This is a genomic window from Shimia sp., from assembly GCF_041624275.1.
Lineage (GTDB): Bacteria > Pseudomonadota > Alphaproteobacteria > Rhodobacterales > Rhodobacteraceae > Shimia.
Map to the genome: position 1 here is coordinate 1 of NZ_JBFJVE010000033.1, position 19,084 is coordinate 19,084.

General features: G+C 66.2%; 16 protein-coding genes and 1 tRNA gene. 10 read left to right on the forward strand and 7 right to left on the reverse strand.

All coding sequences use genetic code 11. From position 1 onward, the window contains the following. The 3 genes from ABZD10_RS04385 to murA all read right to left on the reverse strand — a co-directional run. A partial coding sequence (locus tag ABZD10_RS04385; RefSeq protein WP_372884890.1) for a histidinol dehydrogenase occupies positions 1 to 566 on the reverse strand: 566 nt, incomplete at its 3' end. Between the two features lie 147 nt (positions 567 to 713). Then, positions 714 to 1,193 (reverse strand): DUF2948 family protein, encoded by a 480-nt coding sequence (locus ABZD10_RS04390; protein ID WP_372884891.1) that lies wholly within the window; start codon positions 1,191 to 1,193, stop codon positions 714 to 716. Further along, positions 1,190 to 2,458, reverse strand: coding sequence for a UDP-N-acetylglucosamine 1-carboxyvinyltransferase (gene murA / locus ABZD10_RS04395; protein WP_372884892.1), 1,269 nt, complete (start codon positions 2,456 to 2,458; stop codon positions 1,190 to 1,192). The genes ABZD10_RS04390 and murA overlap by 4 nt, the downstream gene beginning before the upstream one ends. 257 nt (positions 2,459 to 2,715) lie before the next feature. Here murA and ABZD10_RS04400 point away from each other — a divergent pair. The 4 genes from ABZD10_RS04400 to ABZD10_RS04415 all read left to right on the forward strand — a co-directional run bounded on the left by ABZD10_RS04400 (position 2,716) and on the right by ABZD10_RS04415 (position 9,559). Further along, positions 2,716 to 2,790 (forward strand) — tRNA-Thr (locus tag ABZD10_RS04400). A gap of 122 nt (positions 2,791 to 2,912) precedes the next feature. Then, entirely contained in the window at positions 2,913 to 3,809 is an 897-nt protein-coding gene (locus ABZD10_RS04405) for a DNA adenine methylase (protein WP_372884893.1), read from the forward strand. Between the two features lie 615 nt (positions 3,810 to 4,424). Beyond that, positions 4,425 to 8,531 carry a Hint domain-containing protein gene (locus ABZD10_RS04410; RefSeq protein WP_372884894.1) on the forward strand — a complete coding sequence of 1,369 codons (4,107 nt, stop codon included), beginning with the start codon at positions 4,425 to 4,427 and terminating at the stop codon, positions 8,529 to 8,531. 254 nt (positions 8,532 to 8,785) lie between these two features. Continuing rightward, on the forward strand, positions 8,786 to 9,559 hold the full coding sequence (locus tag ABZD10_RS04415) for an HpcH/HpaI aldolase/citrate lyase family protein (RefSeq protein ID WP_372884895.1): 774 nt from the start codon (positions 8,786 to 8,788) through the stop codon (positions 9,557 to 9,559). A 12-nt stretch (positions 9,560 to 9,571) separates the two neighbouring features. Here the strand turns inward: ABZD10_RS04415 and ABZD10_RS04420 are convergent, their stop codons facing one another. Together ABZD10_RS04420 and ABZD10_RS04425 are read right to left on the reverse strand one after the other, a co-directional pair. Continuing rightward, complete coding sequence (locus ABZD10_RS04420; protein ID WP_372884896.1) at positions 9,572 to 10,930, reverse strand: aspartate aminotransferase family protein; 1,359 nt, start codon at positions 10,928 to 10,930, stop codon at positions 9,572 to 9,574. Between the two features lie 4 nt (positions 10,931 to 10,934). After that, positions 10,935 to 11,753: an IclR family transcriptional regulator gene (locus ABZD10_RS04425; protein ID WP_372884897.1), complete on the reverse strand. Its 819-nt coding sequence runs from the start codon at positions 11,751 to 11,753 to the stop codon at positions 10,935 to 10,937. A 177-nt stretch (positions 11,754 to 11,930) separates the two neighbouring features. Between ABZD10_RS04425 and ABZD10_RS04430 the strand changes: the two genes are divergently transcribed. From ABZD10_RS04430 to ABZD10_RS04450, 5 genes are all read left to right on the forward strand, one after another. Continuing rightward, positions 11,931 to 12,872, forward strand: coding sequence for a tripartite tricarboxylate transporter substrate-binding protein (locus ABZD10_RS04430; protein ID WP_372884898.1), 942 nt, complete (start codon positions 11,931 to 11,933; stop codon positions 12,870 to 12,872). Between the two features lie 68 nt (positions 12,873 to 12,940). Further along, entirely contained in the window at positions 12,941 to 13,471 is a 531-nt protein-coding gene (locus tag ABZD10_RS04435; RefSeq protein WP_372884899.1) for a tripartite tricarboxylate transporter TctB family protein, read from the forward strand. Between the two features lie 8 nt (positions 13,472 to 13,479). Then, the gene (locus ABZD10_RS04440) at positions 13,480 to 14,955 is read left to right on the forward strand and encodes a tripartite tricarboxylate transporter permease (RefSeq protein ID WP_372884900.1); all 1,476 of its coding nucleotides are present in this window, start codon (positions 13,480 to 13,482) and stop codon (positions 14,953 to 14,955) included. 9 nt (positions 14,956 to 14,964) lie between these two features. Next, a complete protein-coding gene (locus ABZD10_RS04445) occupies positions 14,965 to 16,449 on the forward strand; it encodes an aldehyde dehydrogenase (RefSeq protein ID WP_372884901.1) in 1,485 nt (494 codons plus the stop codon). A gap of 10 nt (positions 16,450 to 16,459) precedes the next feature. Further along, complete coding sequence (locus ABZD10_RS04450) at positions 16,460 to 17,689, forward strand: Tm-1-like ATP-binding domain-containing protein (RefSeq protein ID WP_372884902.1); 1,230 nt, start codon at positions 16,460 to 16,462, stop codon at positions 17,687 to 17,689. A gap of 21 nt (positions 17,690 to 17,710) precedes the next feature. On the opposite strand, the gene ABZD10_RS04455 is transcribed toward ABZD10_RS04450, so the two are convergent. After that, a complete protein-coding gene (locus ABZD10_RS04455; RefSeq protein ID WP_372884903.1) occupies positions 17,711 to 18,172 on the reverse strand; it encodes a GNAT family N-acetyltransferase in 462 nt (153 codons plus the stop codon). A 77-nt stretch (positions 18,173 to 18,249) separates the two neighbouring features. Between ABZD10_RS04455 and ABZD10_RS04460 the strand changes: the two genes are divergently transcribed. Next, positions 18,250 to 18,582 carry a DUF1636 family protein gene (locus ABZD10_RS04460; protein ID WP_372884904.1) on the forward strand — a complete coding sequence of 111 codons (333 nt, stop codon included), beginning with the start codon at positions 18,250 to 18,252 and terminating at the stop codon, positions 18,580 to 18,582. A 73-nt stretch (positions 18,583 to 18,655) separates the two neighbouring features. On the opposite strand, the gene ABZD10_RS04465 is transcribed toward ABZD10_RS04460, so the two are convergent. Beyond that, on the reverse strand, positions 18,656 to 19,084 hold a 429-nt coding region (locus tag ABZD10_RS04465), incomplete at its 5' end, for a CbtA family protein (protein WP_372884905.1).

A 19,084-nucleotide genomic window follows, 5' to 3' on the forward strand; every position in this document is an offset into this window, starting at 1 on the left:
CCGCCGATGCGATAGACCTCGTCGACACCGGCCAGCCGCGCCGCCAGCAGGACCAGCGGATTGGCCACCCCGTCCGGGGTCGGCACCACCACCGCCAGCCGTTCGACGCCGGCCACCTTGGCCGGGATCGCGTTCATCAGCACCGAAGACGGGTAGGAGGCCAGCCCCCCCGGCACGTAAAGACCGGCCGCCGAGACCGGCGTCCAGCGCCAGCCCAGCGTGGCGCCGTGTTCGTCCTGCCAGCTGGCATCCTCGGGCATTTGCCGCGCGTGATAGGTGCGGATCCGCTCGGCCGCCAGTTCCAGCGCCGCGCGCTCCGCCGCCGGGACCTGATCGCAAAAGGCGTCGATCTCGGCCTCGGAAAAGGCCAGCGTTTCGGGGCTCAGCTGCAGGCGGTCGAATTTCGCCGTCAGCTCCAGCACCGCCGCGTCGCCGCGATTGCGCACATCGGCGATGATCGCGGCCACCGCCGCGTCGACATCCGGGCTGTCCTCGCGCTTGGCGCCGAGAAGCTCCTGAAAACGGGTTTCGAAATCATCGGCGCTGATCTCTAGAAACTGCGGCATGCTGCTCTCCTTTTGCGGCTCAATACCGCCCCCGGGCCATGGGCTCAACCCCTGCCCCACGCGCCGGACCGGCGCTTCATCTTGCCAAAAATACTCCGGGGGAGACGCGGCCAAGCCGGGGCTTGGCGGCGGCGGGGGCAGCGCCCCTCACGCCTCATGGCGCGGCACCGCGCCCGAGGGCGCCAGATAGGGCCGGGTCACATCCTTCAGCGTCGCCTCCAGCGCCTCGACCGAAAGCCGGATCGCGCCGTCCCCGGCCAGGGTCAGGATCACCGCCCCGGCGCCCTCTTCGCCGGGCTCGAAGGCCAGCGACAGCAGCGACAGCACCAGATCCCGGTCGGCCCGGTCCACCCCCTGCGAGGCGACCGCCAGCACGTTGTCGAAGACCAGCACCGCCTGCACCCGTTCCACCGCCCGGCCGCGCCGCTCGGCCGCCGCCGCGTCCTCCCAGCGGAACCGGTTCAGCAGCAGGGCAAAGCGGTTCTCGCCCTTCAGCCAGCGCATCTCGGTGATCGGGAACACCGCGTCCTGCACCAGCGTCGACAGCACCCGCAGATCGTCCGCGTCCAGCGCCCCGAGGTTCAGCGGCGCGTCGACCCCGTCCTCGAATCGTGCATCCCGGCTCATCCGCCCTTCACCCGCTCGATATGGGCGCCGAGATTGCCCAGCTTCTCCTCGACCCGCTCATAGCCGCGATCGAGGTGATAGACCCGGTTGACGATGGTCTCGCCCTCGGCCGCCATCGCCGCCAGAATCAGCGAGACGCTGGCGCGCAGGTCGGTGGCCATCACCGGCGCCCCCTTGAGACGCTCGACCCCGTGCACGGTGGCGGTGCCGCCATGCACTTCGATATTGGCCCCCATGCGCGTGAGTTCCGGGGCATGCATGAAACGGTTCTCGAAGATCCGCTCTTCCAGCACCGAGGTGCCCTCGGCGGTGCACATCAGCGCCATCATCTGCGCCTGAAGATCGGTCGGGAAACCGGGGAAGGGCTCGGTCACCACGTCCACCGCCTTGACCCGGCCGTTCCTGCGCGCCACCTTCAGGCCCTTGTCGGTCTCCTCGACGCTGATCCCGGCCTCGTCCAGCTTCTCGCAGAAGGCCCCGACCAGCTCGATGCGCCCGCCGAGGCACTCGACCTCGCCGCCGCAGATCGCCGGCGCCAGCATATAGGTGCCCAGCTCGATGCGATCCGTCACCACCGGGTGGGTGGCGCCATGCAGCCGGTCGACACCCTGCACCTCGATGCGCTCGCTGCCGGCGCCCTCGATCTGCGCCCCCATGGCGCTCAGGCACTTGGCGAGATCGACGATCTCGGGCTCGCGCGCTGCGTTGTTGATGATCGTCGTGCCCTTGGCCAGGGTGGCGGCCATGAGGATGTTCTCGGTGGCGCCGACCGAGGCAAAGCCGAGGGTGATCTCGGCGCCCTTCAGCCCGCGCGGCGCCTTGGCATGAAGATAGCCGTCCTTCAGCTCGATCTCGGCGCCCAGCGCCTCGAGCCCGTGAATATGCAGATCCATCGGCCGCGCCCCGATGGCGCAGCCGCCGGGCAGCGACACCACCGCATGGCCCAAGCGCGCCAGCATCGGCCCCAGCACCAGGTTCGAGGCCCGCATCTTGCGCACGATGTCATAGTCGGCGACGTGATTGTCGAGATTGTGGCTCGACATCGCCTGCACCTTGCCGTCCTGCAGGCTCGACACCTCGGCGCCGAGCGACGACAAGAGTTCGGTCATGGTCTTGATGTCCGACAGCCGCGGCGCATTGGTCAGCGTGAGCGGTTCTTCGCTCAGCAGGGTGGCCGGCATCAGCGCCAGACAGGCGTTCTTGGCGCCCGCAATCGCGATCTGGCCGTTCAGCGGGCCGTTGCCGCGTACAATAATCGAATCCATTAACTCTCGCCTTTGTCCTGCTCGCCCCTGTCGGGCGCCCCGGGTTTTTCCGCCCGCGCCCGCGCCTGGGCCTTGCGACGGCCCATATTTGCCTTCAGCGCCGCCTTGAGACGTTCTTCTCTCGAGGCCGGTTTCGCTTTGTGTTTATTGGGGTCTGAATTGCGTTGCATGCCCTTTCCTTACAGGAGGCGAAAAAAAGGGTCCAGATGGGGTTGCAAGGGTCGGCGTTTGAGTCTAAATCCCGCGCCACGACAGATGCTGTGGTAGCTCAGTGGTAGAGCGCACCCTTGGTAAGGGTGAGGTCGGGAGTTCAATCCTCCCTCACAGCACCATCTTTCCCCGACAGTTGAGACAGCAATCCCCCGACCGAAACGCAGCGGCTTTTTCGCTTGCGGCTCGGCGACTGCACCGCGATGCTGGCGCGACCGCACCGCCGCAGGAGACCGCCGCCGCCATGCAACCTTCGCTGTTCTCCGACCTTCAGGACCTGCGCGACCGCGACAGCGGCACCATCACGCCGTTCAAGACCCAGCTCATCAAATGGGTCGGCAACAAACAGCGCTATGCGGATCAGATCATCGCCCATTTCCCGCGCCGCTACGGCACCTATTACGAGCCCTTCATCGGTTCGGGCGGGGTGCTGGCCAACCTGGCCCCGGCGCGCGCCCTGGGTTCGGACATCTTCGCGCCGCTGATGCAGATCTGGCAGATGCTGGCCGAAGACCCCGAGCAGCTGAAAAGCTGCTATGCGGAACGCTGGGAGTGGTTCCAGGCCGGCGACAAGCTGGCGCGCTATGAAAAGATCAAGGCCGATTACAACGCCAGCCCCAACGGCGCCGATCTCTTGTTCCTGTGCCGGGCCTGTTACGGCGGCGTGGTGCGGTTCCGCAAGAAAGACGGGCGGATGTCGACGCCGATGGGCAGCCACCCGGTGGTCAAGCCCGAGAAATTCGCCCGCCGGGTCGACATGTGGCGCCCGCGCGTCGCCGGCACCCGCTTCGAGCGGCTCGACTATCTCGAGGCCTTTGCCCGCGCCGAGGCCGGCGACCTGATCTACTGCGACCCGCCCTATGCCCATTCGCAGAGCATCCTCTACGGTGCCCAGGCCTTCCGGCTGCAAGAGCTGATGGCGGCCATCGCCGAGGCCAAGGCGCGCGGGGTGATGGTGGCGCTGAGCATCGACGGCACCAAGAAATCGGGTCACACCTATTGCGACATCGCCTATCCCGAGGACCTGTTCGAGCATGAACATTTCGTCAATATCGGCCGTTCGATGCTGAAACGCTTCCAGATGGATGGCCAGACACTGGAGCGCGAAGTGGTGCGCGACAGGCTGCTTCTGACCTATTGATCGCCGTTTTTGGCGGCGCTTCGGCGGGGGCAGCGGGCGGCGACTCGCAGCCGGTTGCGGCGTTGATTCGAATCATCATTGTTGCCGCCCTGTGGACAATCCCGCATTTCGCCAGAATTGTTTCGCAAACCCGCCACATTCCGCCCCCCGGCCTGTGGTTTCCGCGCCACGCGTTTTGCGCTGCGAGCGCCGATTTATTGGTTCCCGACAGGAAACAAGTTCACCATTCTTTCGCCTTGGAATGACCGCAAACCCGGGGCTTGGACACAGACTCGCCAGATTCAGCCCCCGACTCCGGGCCAGCCTTCGGGGCTTTGGCCGGGAATCCGGAAACAATGCCACATTTGCGCCCGAATTGATAAAGGCTTGACGCAAGCCATTGTTAATCAAAGACTCACTTTTTCAGTGTTTTTCGCATGTTTTGGTTTTGTTAACCCGTCAATTGACGCATATTTGAGTCACGCCCGACTGGGGGGCGAACAATGGCTCGGGGCGGCCAACGAAAAATTGAGCATCCACGTGATGCGCCGGCAGGAGTGCGAGCAGTGACTGGGCGTGCCCATTCAATGCGGGGTGTCCCTGTGCGTCGCGACACGTAATTGAGAAGAGGTAACGATGGCTGATCCGAATGACCCGGGTGTGGTTCAAGGCACCAACAGCGACGATTTGATCGAAGTAGGTTACACCGATTCCGACGGCGACATGGTCACCGACGGGCCGGACACGATCTTCGGACTCGGCGGCGATGACACCATCGACGGCGGCGGTGGCAATGACACCATTCACGGCGACAGCGGCAGCGCGACGACGTCGCTGATCCGCGAATTGTTCCAGTGGTCGCTGGGGCCGGGTTTTGCCGACAACGCGGCGACGCCGGACTTCACCCAGGACACCGGCCTTGCCGCGATCACCTTCTCGACCGTTTCGCAGAGCGCCGGCGTTGATACCGAATATGAGACCGCGACCCAGAACACCGACGATCTCGACACCGAGGTCGGCGAGAACTCGGCCTTTGCCTCGGTTCTGAACGGCGATGCCAACTCGGCGCATTACAAGTGGGAATCGGATGTTCCGCTGGAGAACGTCGAGTTCCGCATCAACGACATCGACGGCGACGGCCGGGTCGTGGTGCGTGCCTATGACGAGAATGGCGACCCGATCGAGGTGACGCTGAGCGATGCCGGTTCGGGGCTGGTCCTGTCCGACACCGACGCGGTGGCCGGCAACGAGACCGCCGCCAGCATCGACGACAATTACACCAATGATTATGCCGCCGAACATTCGGTTCTGGTGACCATCGCCGGCCCGGTCAGCAGCTGGGAGATCATCCACGAACAGGATGGCAGCCACAACACCGGCATCACCGTCACCGACATCGCCTTCGACGTCAGCGGTTCGGACGATATCGCCGGCAACGACGTGATCTATGGCGACGACGGCGACGACCTGATCTATGGCGAGGGTGGCAGCGACACCATCGACGGCGGCGCCGGCGATGACACGATTTTCGGCGGCTATGGCGAAGAAGGTGTCGTCATCGGTCGCGAGAGCTTCAACTGGAGCGGCATCGGCGCCACGGCCACCGGCACCGGAACCGGCACTGGTACCGGTACCGGCACCGGCACGACCGGATCCGGTTCGGCTATCGGTGGCAGCGGTGGATCCGGCCACGGTTCGGGCACCGGCACCGGAAGCAAAGGCTCCGGCTCGGGCAGCAAGGGCAGCGGCACCGGCACCGGAACCGGCGCAGGCTCCAACGGCAGCGGCGTCGACGGCACCGGCACCGGAACCGGAACCGGCACCGGCACCGGCACCGCGACCGGCACCGGCATCAAGGATGGCGAGACCATCGATCCGCTCTATTCCCAGGACACCGGCTCGGTCGTCGTCACCTATACCGAGGTGAGCAACTGCAGCACCAAGGCCAAGTTCGAGGAAGACACGCAGAACATCGCCGGCATCGACGGCGGCTCGGAAACCGTTGACGCGCACAGCTCGCTGGAATCGCAGACCGACAATGATGGCGAAGGCGCCACCTACCGGCTCGACTTTTCGGATCCGGTGGCCAATGTCGATTTCCGGGTCAATGACATCGACCACGATTCCGTGGTCCAGATCCTGGCCTATGACAGCGACGGCAACCCGATCCCCGTCACCCTGACCGCGAGCCCGACCACCGATCTGACCCTGTCGGACGAGGATGGCGTGGCCGGGCACGACACCGCCCGGGCCAATGACAACAGCGGCCCCAATGATGGCGCCGACAACTCGATCCTGGTCGAGATCGCCGGCCCGGTGTCGCGGATCGAGATCATTCACAGCAACGATGGTGGCGATGACAGCCATGTCAACATCACCGACGTGTTCTTTGACACCCTGTCGGTGGCCGGAGACCCGGACGACAGCGGTGATCTGCTGATCGGCGGGCTGGGCGATGACGACATCTATGGCCAGGCCGGCGACGACACGCTGCAGGGCGATGCCGGCAACAACCTGCTGGTCGGTGGCACCGGCGATGATCTGTTCATCGGCGGCGAAGGCGCCGACACCTTTGTCGGCAATGCCGGTCAGGACAATATCGACTATTCCGCCTCGTCGGCGGCGGTCAACATCAACCTGGCCACCGGCAGCTCGTCGGGCGGCGATGCCGAGAACGATACCATCCAGCAGGGCATCGACGGCATCATCGGCTCGGAGTTCGACGACACGCTGGTCGGTTTCGACAATGCCAGCACCAACCCCAGCGACGCCTATACCAATGAGTTCTGGGGCAATGGCGGCGATGATACCATCGACGGCGCCGGCGCGGCCGACTTCATCGACGGTGGCGCCGATGACGACCTGATCACCGGCGGCGGCGGCGCCGACACCCTGCTTGGCGGCACCGGCGACGACACATTCGTCGGCCTTGACGGCAACGACACTGTGACCGGCGGCGAAGATCCCGGCGACGGCGATATCGACGTGCTCGACATGTCGGGCGAGACCGATGATCTGACCGTGACATTCACCGACCCCGAAGAGGGCACGGTGACGGATGGCGCAGACACGCTGTCGTTCACCGAGATCGAACAGGTCGATACCGGCGCCGGCGACGACACCGTAACCGGTTCGGACGGTGACGAGATCATCAACACCAACGGTGGCGACGATGTTGTCGAAACCGGCGGCGGATCGGATACGATCAGCGGCAGTGACGGCAATGACACCATCACCTCGTCGTCCAGCGATCCGACCGATCAGCGGCCCGACCTCGGCTTCCCGGCCTATGGGCCGTTCCCGGCGGTGCCGGCCGATGCCGACCCGGAAGATGACCGCGACTATGTCGATGGCGGTGCCGGCGACGACGTGATCTTTACCGGCGACGACCGCGACACCATCCTTGGCGGCACCGGCAACGACAGCATCAATGCTGGCGTCGATGCCGATGACGTCTCGGGCGGCGACGGCATGGACACCATCATCGGCGGCGAAGGCAATGACACCATCTCGGGCGGGGCCGACGACGACCTCATCTATGGTGGTCTCGACCCGATCTTCCCGGATTCGCTGAACATCAAGGATGACGCCGACACCTTCGGCCCGGACCCGGAGCCCGACAACGGCCGCGACCTGATCGACGGCGGTGATGGCAACGACACCATCTTTGGTCAGGATGACGATGACACAATCTATGGTGGCAGCGGCAATGACGTGATCGACGGCGGCATCGACGAGGACAGTATCGAAGGCGGTTCCGGCGACGACATGCTGATCGGCGGCCACGGTGACGACACCCTGCTTGGACAGGGCGGCGCCGACACGCTGCAGGGCGGCGACGGGGCCGATGTGCTGAAAGGCGGCGCCGGAGACGATGTGTTCGACCTCGGCGGTGCGGATGGCGACGGCGACCTAGCCAGAGGCGGCGACGATCAGGACAGCTTCTCCAATATCGGTCAGGGCGACACCATCGACGGCAACGAAGGCGGAGTCGATTTCGACACGCTGGACGTGACCGGCGCCGGCGAGGCCCAGAACCCGGGTGGCGGCTATACCCAGATCGAATACACCACGCCGGATCATGAAAACGGCATCGTGCATTTCTTTGACTCCGGGGGCACCGAGACCGGACAGGCGACGTTCTACAATATCGAGAACATCATCTGCTTCACGCCGGGCACCACCATCCTCACCCCGATGGGCGAAGTTCCGGTGGAACAGCTGAAGGAAGGCGACACGGTCGTCACCCGCGACAACGGGTTGCAGACCATCCGCTGGACCGGCAGCAAGAAGCTTTCGGGCCGCAACCTGCTGGAGCGCCCGAAACTGCGCCCGGTGATGATCCGCAAGGGCTCGCTTGGCCCCAACCTGCCGGATCGCGACATGATGGTGTCGCCCAACCACCGCATGCTGCTGGTCAGCCAGCAGTCGCAGCTGTTGTTCGAGGAAAGCGAAGTGCTGGTGGCAGCCAAGCACCTGACCCATATGCAGGGCGTGCATCAGGTGCAGGCGGCAAGCATCGAATATGTCCACTTCCTGTGCGACAACCACGAGGTGGTGCTGGCCAATGGCACCTGGAGCGAGAGCTTCCAGCCCGGCCAGGTGTCGATGGACGGCATCGAGCAGGCGCAGCGTGAAGAGATCTATGACCTCTTCCCCGATCTGCGCCGACGCCAGGGGCTCGAGAAGTACCGCGCTGCGCGGATGACGCTGAAGGCCTATGAGGCCAAGCTGCTCGGCTGAGCGCGGGGCGACATGTGAATAGCGAAGGGGCGGCCGGCCATGGCCGCCCCTGCGTTGTTGCTGCCCCTTTTGCCGCAGCGGTTGCCGCTCCGGATCGTCGCAGGGCTTGCATCGGCACCGGCTTTAGTTAACATGTTATTTACTTTTCGACGCGGCGGCGTGATGGCGTCCTGCGGGCTGGACAAAGCCGGCCGGCAGCGATCTGATACGTCGCGACGCCCCGATTGCCTGTCCAGACTGCCGAGGAAACGCCCATGCCTGCCACCCCCAACCCCTTCAAGGCCGCCCTTGCCGGCGGTCGCCCGCAGATCGGCCTGTGGCTGGCCTCGGCCGAACCGGCCGTGGCCGAGATCGTCGCCCATGCCGGTTTTGACTGGCTGGTGCTTGACGGCGAACATGCGCCCAATGATCTGCGCTCGCTGCGCGACCAGATGATGGTGGTCGACCCGTCGCCGAGCCACGCGGTGGTGCGGCTGCCGATCGGCGAGGCATGGATGGTGAAACAGGTGCTGGATGCCGGTGCCCAGACGGTTCTGGTGCCGATGGTCGACAGCGCCCAGGAGGCCCGCGCCATGGCCCGCGCCATGCGCTACCCGCCCGAGGGCATCCGCGGCATGGGGGCCAGTGGCGGGCGGGTCTCGGGCTTTGGCGCGATTGCCGATTACGTCCAGACCGCCAATCAGCAGGTCTGCCTGATCGTGCAGGCCGAAAGCCGCAGGGCGCTGGAGAACCTAGACGAGATCTTGGCCACCGACGGGGTGGACGGGGTGTTCATCGGCCCCGCCGACCTGTCGGCGGACATGGGGTTCCCCGGCAACCCGACCGCCCCGGAAGTACAGGAAGCCATCGCCCGCGCGTTGCGGCGCATCGCGGCCAGCGACAAGGCCGCCGGCATCCTCGCCCGCGATCTGGACGAGGCGCGCCGCTTTCTCGACCTCGGCGCCACATTCGTTGCCGTCGGCATCGACACGCTGATCTTCGCGCGAGCGCTGCGGCAGCTGGCGGGCGACGCCCGGGCGCTGCTTTAGGCGGCGGCGGGCTCAGGCCGAGGCCGCGCCCAGCCCGGCCTCGAGCGCCGAGAGGATCACCTGCACATCCTCACCCGTCAGCACCAGCGGCGGCGACAGGATGATGTTGTTGCCCGAGACCCGCACCATGGCGCCGCTTTGATAGGCGACCTCTTGCACCCTGGCGATGGTGGCCTTGTCGATGGCCGCCTTGCTGTCCCGGTCGGCGACCAGCTCCAGCGCGTTCATCAGCCCGTGACCGCCGCGCACGTCGCCGATCACTTCGAACCTGTCTTTCAGCACTTGCAGCCCGGCCATCATCTCGGCGCCGCGCGCGGCGGCGTTCTCATTGACCTTGAGCCGTAGGGTTTCGGCCAGACAGGCCAGCGCCGCCGCCGCCCCCACCGGGTGCCCGGAATAGGTATAGCCATGGCCGATCGCCGCCTTGCCCGAGGTGTCCTTTTCGAAGGTCTCGGCAATCGCCTCGCTCAGCATCACCGCGCCGAAGGGGAAATAGCCATTGGTGATCGCCTTGGCGGTACACATCATGTCGGGCTGCACCCCCCAGTGGCGCGCGCCGGTCCACGAGCCGGTGCGGCCAAAAGCGGTGATCACCTCGTCGGCAATCAGCAGGATGCCGTTGCGGGTGCAGATCTCGCGCACGCCGGGCATGAAGCTTTCATGCGGCGGGATCACCCCGCCGGCACCCAGCACCGGCTCCATGATGAAGGCGGCGATGGTGCCGGCGCCCTGAAAGGCGATCTCGTCCTCGAGCGCCTGAAGACAGAGCGCCGCCAGCCGCTCGGGGTCGGTCTCGTTGAACGGGTTGCGATAGGTGTAGGGCGCCGGAATATGGAAACAGCCCGGCAAGAGCGGTTCGTATTGTGTGCGGAAATTGGCGTTGCCATTGACCGAGGCGCCGCCGGTATGGGTGCCGTGATAGCCCTTTTTCAGGCTCAGGTACTTGCTGCGCCCCTCTTGCCCGCGAATCTTGTGATACTGCCGCGCCAGCCGCAGAGCCGTTTCCACCGAATCCGAGCCGCCCGAGGTGAAAAAGGCGCGGCCCATGCCGTCGGGGGCGAAAAAGCCGCGCAGCTCTTCGCCAAGCTCGATCACCGCGTCATTGCTGGTGCCGCGAAAGATCGAGTAATAGGGCAGCTGGTCGAGCTGTCGGGAGATCGCCTGTTTCACCGGGGCGCAGGAATAGCCGAGGTTGACGTTCCACAGCCCCCCCACCCCGTCGACCACCTCGTGGCCGTCGATGTCCCGGATGCGCACCCCGCTGGCGCCGGTGACGATGGTCGGCGGGTTGGCCAGGCTGTCGGCGGGATGGGCCATCGGGTGCCACAGGGACCGGGCGTTGTGCTCTTTCAGGAAATTGCTGTCTTTCATCGGTTCACCCCTTGGGATCAATGGCTGTTGCTGGGGCCGACACGAGCGCATCGGCCTGGTGTTTGAAGGTGTCCGGGGCAAAGCCGCCGAGCAGCCGGGTCATGCGCAGCGCCGCCCGCGCCACCTCGTGGCGAATGCTGCGCCGCAGGTCCGGGGTCATGCGCGCCACCGGGGCGGCGACGGCAATGGCGCCGTAACAGGACTGGCCGGCGTCGAAGATCGGGCAGGCGTGGGAATGCACGTCCTCCTCGAAGCCGCTGATGCTTTCGGCGATGCCGCTGCGGCGCACCGCCTCGATCTGGGCGCGCAGGACCGCCGGGTCGGTCTCGGTCTGGGGGGTGCGTTTCTCGAGCGGCCCGGCCAGCACCCGCTCGGTCAGAGCCGGCGGGTTGTGGGCCAGCACCGCAAGCCCGGAGCTGGTGGCGTGAAAGGTGATCTGCTCGGCGTCCTCCATGGTGACGCGGGTGCCATGCCGGCTGCTGTAGACATAGGCCAGCGTGGCAAGAATATCGCCCTGCATCACCGACATATGGGCGGTCTCGCCGGTGGCTTCGCTAAGCTCGCCCAGCACCTTCTGCGCCACTTCGCGCATCGGAACCGCCGCCTCTCGCAGCGCCGCGAGCCGCAGAAAGGCCGGCCCCAGACGATAGGCACGCCCCGATCCGACCTGCTCGACGAATCCCTGATCGGCCAGTTCGCTGAGCAGCCGATAGACCGTCGCCTTGTTCATTCCCGACTGTCGGGTCATCTCGGCAAGCCCGATCTCGGGCTGGGAGCGAGAGAAATATCCCAGCAATGACAATGCCTTGGTGACCGTACCCATGATTCCCCCGACCGTTTCGATTGACCCTTGGACACGCCGCCAAACCATCCGGTGCGCCAGGGTCTTCCAAAAGTGTTGACAGAATTACGATTAACCTGTCAATCTATTTTCGAACCTTCGGTTTGAATATTGAACCGATCAAATGCCAGGCTCAACTGGTGAACAGGGAGAGACGACATGATTTCAACAAAGCTTCTGGGCGGCGCACTGGCCCTGTCCATGGCGGCCACCGCCGGCGCGGCGCTGGCCGACTACCCCGAGAAACCCGTCAGCTTCATCGTGCCGTGGCCACCGGGCGACCTCGAGGACGTGCTGACCCGGATGATCGCCGAGGACTTCCAGCAGGCATACGGTGTCTCGGCGGCGGTGGTGAACAAGCCGGGCGGCGGCGGCGGCCCCTTCCCCGGCGCGATCGAGGTGGCGACCGCCCCGGCCGACGGCTATACGATCGGATCCTTCGTGCCGGCGGTGCCGGTGATCGGCCATGAGATCGGCATCGACGAACTGGCCGGCGAGGTGTTCGAGCCGGTGGGCATCTTCCTCACCTATCCTTTCGTCATCGCCACCTCAGCCGATGCGCCCTATGGCTCGATGGCCGAACTGGCCGAACATGCAAAAACCAACGACGTGGCGCTGGGCCATTTCGGGCAGGTGCTGCCGCCGACGATGGTGACCATGGCCTATGCGGTGAACGCCGGTTTCGAATGGGGCTCGGAAGCGGCCTTTGACGCGCTGGACTGCAACACGCTGGCCTCGGGCGATGCCGATGTCATCAACACCACGCTGCAGCTGATCCTGCCCTGTCTCGACAAGGTGACGGTGCTGGCCTCGATCACCGATGAGCGCATCCCGCTGATCCCCGAGACGCCGACCATCGGCGAGCTTGACCCGACGCTGGGCATCGCGCTGTGGAACGGGCTGTTCGTGCACAAGGACACGCCGCAGGATGTGCGCGACAAGATCGCCGCCGTCGCCGCCAAGACCGTGACCAGCGAGCGGGCCCAGACACTGGCCCGCGAGACCGGCGCCCAGGTCTATTGGTCGGACGCCGCCGCCTCGGCCGAGACCATCGCCCGCGACAAGGCCTCGATGGCCCATATCGGCGGGCTGCTGGAATAGGCGACAGGCCCCACCGGGCCGGAGGCGACAGGCCCCCGGCCCCATTTCACTGACCCGGAGCCCGGCGGATGAGCGCACCCGAGGAAAAAACCGACAAGGCGCCGCTGCGCGGGCAGACGCTGTTTGCCATCGTCTTCCTGGTGGCGGCGCTTCTGCTGCTGTGGCAGCTTGGCGAGCAGACCAAGTGGACCAAGCGCACCAAGCTGTTCGCCCAGCCGCGTTTCTGGCCCGCCATCGCCATCGGCGGCATGGTGCTGTTCGGCGGGCTGCACCTGTGGAAACTGCCGCACCGCCGGGTCGGGCGGGCCGATTTCGAGGAATGGAAGATCTGGTTCCTGGCCATCGAATGGGTGCTGTGGTTCCTTGCCTATGTCGCCCTGGTGCCGGTGCTGGGCTATCTGCCGGTGACGCTGGTGGTGCTGCCGGTGCTGGTCTGGCGGATCGGCTATCGCAGCCGGCGGATGGCCGGCATCGCGGCGCTGTTCGCGGTCGCGGTGGTGGTGCTGTTCAAGGCGCTGCTTGACGTCAAGATTCCCGGCGCGGCGGTCTATGACCACCTGCCCGAGCCGCTGCGCGGCCTCTTCATCCTGAACTTCTAGGGCGCATCATGGAGCTGTTTCTTTCCTCGGTCGAGATCCTGGCCCGCTGGGACGTGCTCTTGGCGCTGCTCGCCGGATCGGTCGGCGGCGTGCTGATCGGCGCCATTCCCGGCGTCGGCCCCGCCGTGGCCATCGCCATCCTGTTGCCGACCACCTTCTCGATGGACCCGATCGTCGGGCTGACCGTTCTGCTGGGCATCTATGGCTCGTCGATGTATGGCGGCGCGATCCCGGCGATCCTGATCAACACGCCGGGCACGGCGGTGAACGCGCTGACCACCTATGACGGCTATCCGATGACCCAGAGGTGCGAGGCGCGGCGCGCCCTGTCGCTGGCCTATAGCGCCTCGTTCTTCGGCGGCGTCTTCTCGGTGGTCTGCCTCATTCTCTTTGCCCCGGTGCTGGCCCGGATCGCGCCGATGTTCGGCAGCCGCGAGATCTTTCTCGCTGCGCTGCTGGGGCTGATCCTGGTGGTGGTGGCGCATCGCGGCCAGGCGCTGATCGCCGCCGCGCTGGCCTGTTTCGGGATCTTTCTCAACACCGTCGGGCTGGAGCCGGTGAAATACACCAAACGCTTCACCTTTGAGCAAAGCTGGCTGTCGGGCGGCGTCAACCTGATCGTCGTGGTGCTCGGGCTGTTCGCCCTCAGCCAGGCCTTTTACCTGTTGCAGGGCAAGGACCGCGAAATCCGCCTGGCGCCGCTGCGCGGCGGCCTGCTCCAGGGGCTGCGCGAGCTGGCGCGCCATCCGCGCGTCGCGACGGTATCGGGCAGTTTCGGCGTGCTGATGGGGATGATCCCCGGGGTCGGCGAGTTCACCGCCCAGTTCCTCAGCTATACCTATGCCCAGCGCAGTTCGAAACACCCCGAGACCTTTGGCGAGGGCGCGCCCGAGGGGCTGATCGCCGCCGAGACCGCCAACAACGCGGTGCCCGCCGCCGCCATGGTGCCGCTCTTGGCGCTGGGCATTCCGGGCGAGGCGCTGACGGCGATGATGCTGTCGGTGTTCTACGTCCACAACGTGGTGCCCGGGCCGCAGCTGTTCCAGAGCCGGATGGATTTCGTCGTCGCGCTTTACCTGGCGCTGCTGCTGCTCAACATCCTCGTGCTGGTCTTCCTGCTCGCCGCCACCAACCAGTTGATAAAGGTGGTGAAAATTCCCGACCGCTTTCTCGGCGCCTGTATTCTGGTGCTGTCCTTCGTCGGCGTCTATTCGCTGCGCAATTCCTTCACCGACTGCCTGATCGCCGCCTGTTTCGGGATCTTCGGCTTTGTGCTCAAGCGGCTGGCGATCCCGGCGGTGCCGATCATCCTCGGCATGGTTCTGGGCGGCATCATGGAGGTCAAGCTGCGCGCCGGCATGGCGCGGGTGAAGACCCCGCTCGATTTCATCGACCGGCCCATTGCGATGATCCTGTTCCTGATGATCCTCGCGGTGCTGGCCCTCCATTTCCGCCGCGTCTGGCTGGACCACAAGAACCGATAAGGAGGCCGCATGGTCGACCAAGCAAGCATCAATGCGCTGCGCCACCGCAGCATCGCGCCGCAGGGGCTGTTCATCGACGGCGCATGGCAGCCGGGCTCGGGCGAGGTGCTGGAGGTCGAGAGCCCGATCGACGGCCAGATCCTGACCACCATCGCCCGCGCCAGCGCCGCCGACGCCGAGCGCGCGGTCGCCGCCGCCCGCGCCGCTTTCGACGATGGACGCTGGAGCCGCATGGCCCCGGCCGGGCGCAAGAAGGTGCTGCACCGGCTGGCCGACCTGATCGAGCAGCACGCTCTGGAACTGGCGGTGCTGGGGGTGCGCGACAATGGCACCGAGATCGCCATGGCGCTGAAGGCCGAGCCGGGGTCGGCCGCCGGCACTTTCCGCTATTACGCCGAGGCGCTGGACAAGGTCTATGGCGAGATCGCCCCCACCGACCCCGGTTTTCTGGGCCTGATCCACCGCGAGCCGGTGGGCGTGGTCGGCGCCATCGTGCCGTGGAACTTCCCGCTGATGATCGGCGCATGGAAACTGGCGCCGGCGCTGGCAATGGGCAATTCGGTGGTGCTGAAACCGGCCGAGACCGCCTCGCTGTCGCTGTTGAAACTGGCCGAGCTGGCGGCCGAGGCCGGGCTGCCGGACGGGGTGCTGAACGTGGTCACCGGACAGGGATCGGTGGTCGGCGAAGCCATCGCCCTGTCGATGGAGGTCGACATGCTGGTGTTCACCGGCTCGGGCGGTGTCGGACGGCGGCTGCTGGAATATTCGGCGCGCTCGAACATGAAACGCTGTTATCTCGAGCTCGGCGGCAAGTCGCCCAACCTGGTGTTTGCCGATGCGCCCGATCTGGACGAGGCGGCCAGGGTCTCGGCGATGGGCATCTTCCGCAACTCCGGGCAGGTCTGTGTGTCGGGCTCGCGGCTCTTGGTCGAGGACAGCATCCACGACGATTTCGTCGCCGCCGTGGCCCGCCATGCCGCGGCGCTGAGGGTCGGAGACCCTCTGGATCTGGGCACCGAGATGGGGGCGGTCAATTCGCGGGCCCAGCTCGAGGGCAACCTCGGCTTTGTCGACAGTGCCCGCGCCGAGGGCAGCACGATCTATGCCGGTGGCAACCGCATCCTTGAAGAGAGCGGCGGCTATTACATGCAGCCGACCATCGTCACCGGGGTGAAACCCCATGACCGGCTGGCGCAGGAAGAGGTCTTTGGCCCGGTGCTCGGGGTGCTGCCGTTCCGCGACGAGGAAGAGGCCGTCGCCATCGCCAACAACTCGGTCTATGGGCTGGCGGGAGGGGTCTGGACCTCGGATCTGGGGCGCGCGCACCGGATGATCCGCGCCATCCGTTCGGGTGTCATCCACGTCAACACCTATGGCGGGCCCGACAACACGGTGCCGCTGGGCGGCGTCCGGCAATCGGGCAACGGCCATGACAAATCGCTGCACGCACTGGAAAAATTCACCGATCTGAAAACCGCCTGGATCAGGCTCTGAGGGACAGCCCATGACCGATAAAACCATCCTCGTGGTCGGCACCTATGACACCAAGGACGCCGAGCTGAACTATATCTGCGGCCGCATCCGCGCCATGGGCGGCGGCGTGCTGTCGATGGATGTCAGCGTCTTGGGCGAGCCGTCGGAGCCCACGGATTATTCCAAACACAGGGTCGCCGAAGCCGGCGGCGCGTCGATCGAGGCCGCCATCGGCAGCGGCGACGAGAACACCGCGATGCAGATCATGGCCCGAGGCGCGGCGGCGCTGGCCCTGCGGCTTTACCGCGAAGGCAAGGTCGACGGGGTGATCGCGCTTGGCGGCACCATGGGCACCGATCTGGCGCTGGACGTCTGTCAGGCGCTGCCGCTGGGGCTGCCGAAATACGTGGTCTCGACGGTCGCCTTCTCGCAGCTTCTGCCGCCCGAGCGGCTGGCCGCCGACATCCAGATGATCCTTTGGGCGGGCGGGCTTTACGGGCTGAACTCGGTCTGCAAATCCTCGCTCAGCCAGGCCGCAGGCGCGGTCTTGGGGGCCGCCCGCGCGGTGGAGAAACCGGCGCAGGACCGGCCGCTGGTCGGCATGACCTCGTTCGGCAAGACCATCCTGCAGTACATGGTGACGCTGAAGCCGGCGCTCGAGGCGCGCGGTTTCGAAGTGGCGGTGTTCCACGCCACCGGCATGGGCGGGCGCGCCTTCGAATCGCTGGCCGCCGAGGGCGCCTTTGCCTGCGTGATGGATTTCGCCACCCAGGAGGTCGGCAACCACCTGATGGGCGGGCTGTCGGCCGGCGGCGACCGGCTGACCAATGCCGGGGCCAGCGCGACGCCGCAGATCGTCGCCCCGGCCTGTTACGATCTGGTCGATCTGGTGGGCTGGAAGCCGCTGCCCGAACGGCTGGGGGGCCGGCCCGCGCATGACCACAACCGGCTGTTGAAATCGGTGGTGCTGACCAGCGAGGAGCGCCGCGAGGTGGCGCGGCTTCACGCCGAGAAACTGGCCCGGGCCAAGGGGCCCTGTGCCTTCATCATGCCGCGCGGGGGCTGCAACGAATGGGACCGGCCGGGCGCCGATCTGCACGACGCCGAGGGGCTCGCCGCCTTTGTCGAAGCGCTCGAGGCCAGCCTGCCGGACAATGTCGACTATCGCCCGATCGACGCCCATATCAACGACGCCGCCTTCTGCGAGACCGCGCTGGCGGTGTTCGACCAGTGGCGCGCCGAGGGCCGGATCACCGGCTGAGCCGGCAGCGCGGCGGGCGGCTCAGGTCAGGGTCTTGGTCATGAAGACCGAGGTCGCATTGGCCGTGTAGTCTCCGAAAGGGGCGCATTCGGCAAACCCATGCGCGCGGTAAAGCCCGCGCGCCTCGGTCAGCTTGTCGCCGGTCTCGAGCTTGACCACCCCCAGCCCCCGGTCGCGCGCCGCCTGTTCCAGCCCCTGCATCAAGAGATGCGCGACCCCCTTGCCGCGCGCCGCAGGGTCGACGAACATCGACTTGATCTCGCCATAGGCGCCCCGGTCGGCCAGCGCCGCGCAACCGAGAATGCGTTCGGCCTCGCGGGCGACCAGAAACTGGATCGACGGCGCGCTGAGGGCGTCGATCTCCAGAAAGTGGTTCTCTTCGGGGTCGAAAAGCGCCCGCATCAGGTTCTGGCTTTGCTGCAACAACGCGGTGGCCCGGGGATCGCGCGGGTCGCCGGGGGCGACGGTGATACTGTCTGACATGGCGGCCTCGTCGGTTTGTCTGCGCAACTTGTGTGGCAGCGCCGGGCGGGTTAGTCCAGATCGGGAAAGGATCCAGCATGCGCCACACCGTGTTTATTTGCCAAACCTGTCAGGACCGGGACGGGCACCGGCCGGGGCCGGAGATGGTCGAGGCGCTGCGCGCCGCGCTTGAGGTCGAGGCCGACGTCGTGGCCGGCCCCTGCATGAACATGTGCGATGCGCCGGTATCGCTGGCGCTGCGGGCGCCGGGCAAGGTGGCCTATCTGTTTTCGCGCATCGAAGCCGGGGACGTGGCCGACATCGCCGCCCTGACGCGGCTTTTCGTCGAGGCCGAGGGCGGGGTGATCGAGGATGCGCGCCCGGCCGGGCGGCTGCGCTTTTGTCTCACCGGCCGGGTGCCGGCGCTCTGAAAACCAAAGAAAAACGCCCTCCCGGCGGACCGGAAGGGCGCTTGGCGGTTTCAAGGCCACCCTGATTGCTTGGTCAGGCGTCTTCGCCGCGCGCGAGGAAATAGGCGCAGAAATAGCCCAGCAGCGACCAGCCGATGGCGGCGACACCCATGCTGGCGGTGCCGAATTCGGCACTCAGCTCGGGCGGCGCGATGCCGTAATAGGTGTCCAGATGCGGCGCACCGATCAGATGCGGCACCAACAACAGCACCAGACCCAGCGCCTGTTTCCACAGATCACCGGCGAAGGCGATGATCGCCAGACCGGCCACCGAGGCCAGGATGGTTCCGAACCACCAGGCCTGACGCGGGCCCAGCTCGGCGGCAGGCGTGCCCGGCAGTTCCGGCGGCAGGCCCATGGCCGGTGCCAGCTGCACCGCGATAAAGCCGCACAGGCCCCAGACGAGGCCGGTCTTGGCATTGAGCGCGGCGCCGAAACGGTCGCGGGCAAAGCCCATCGCCGC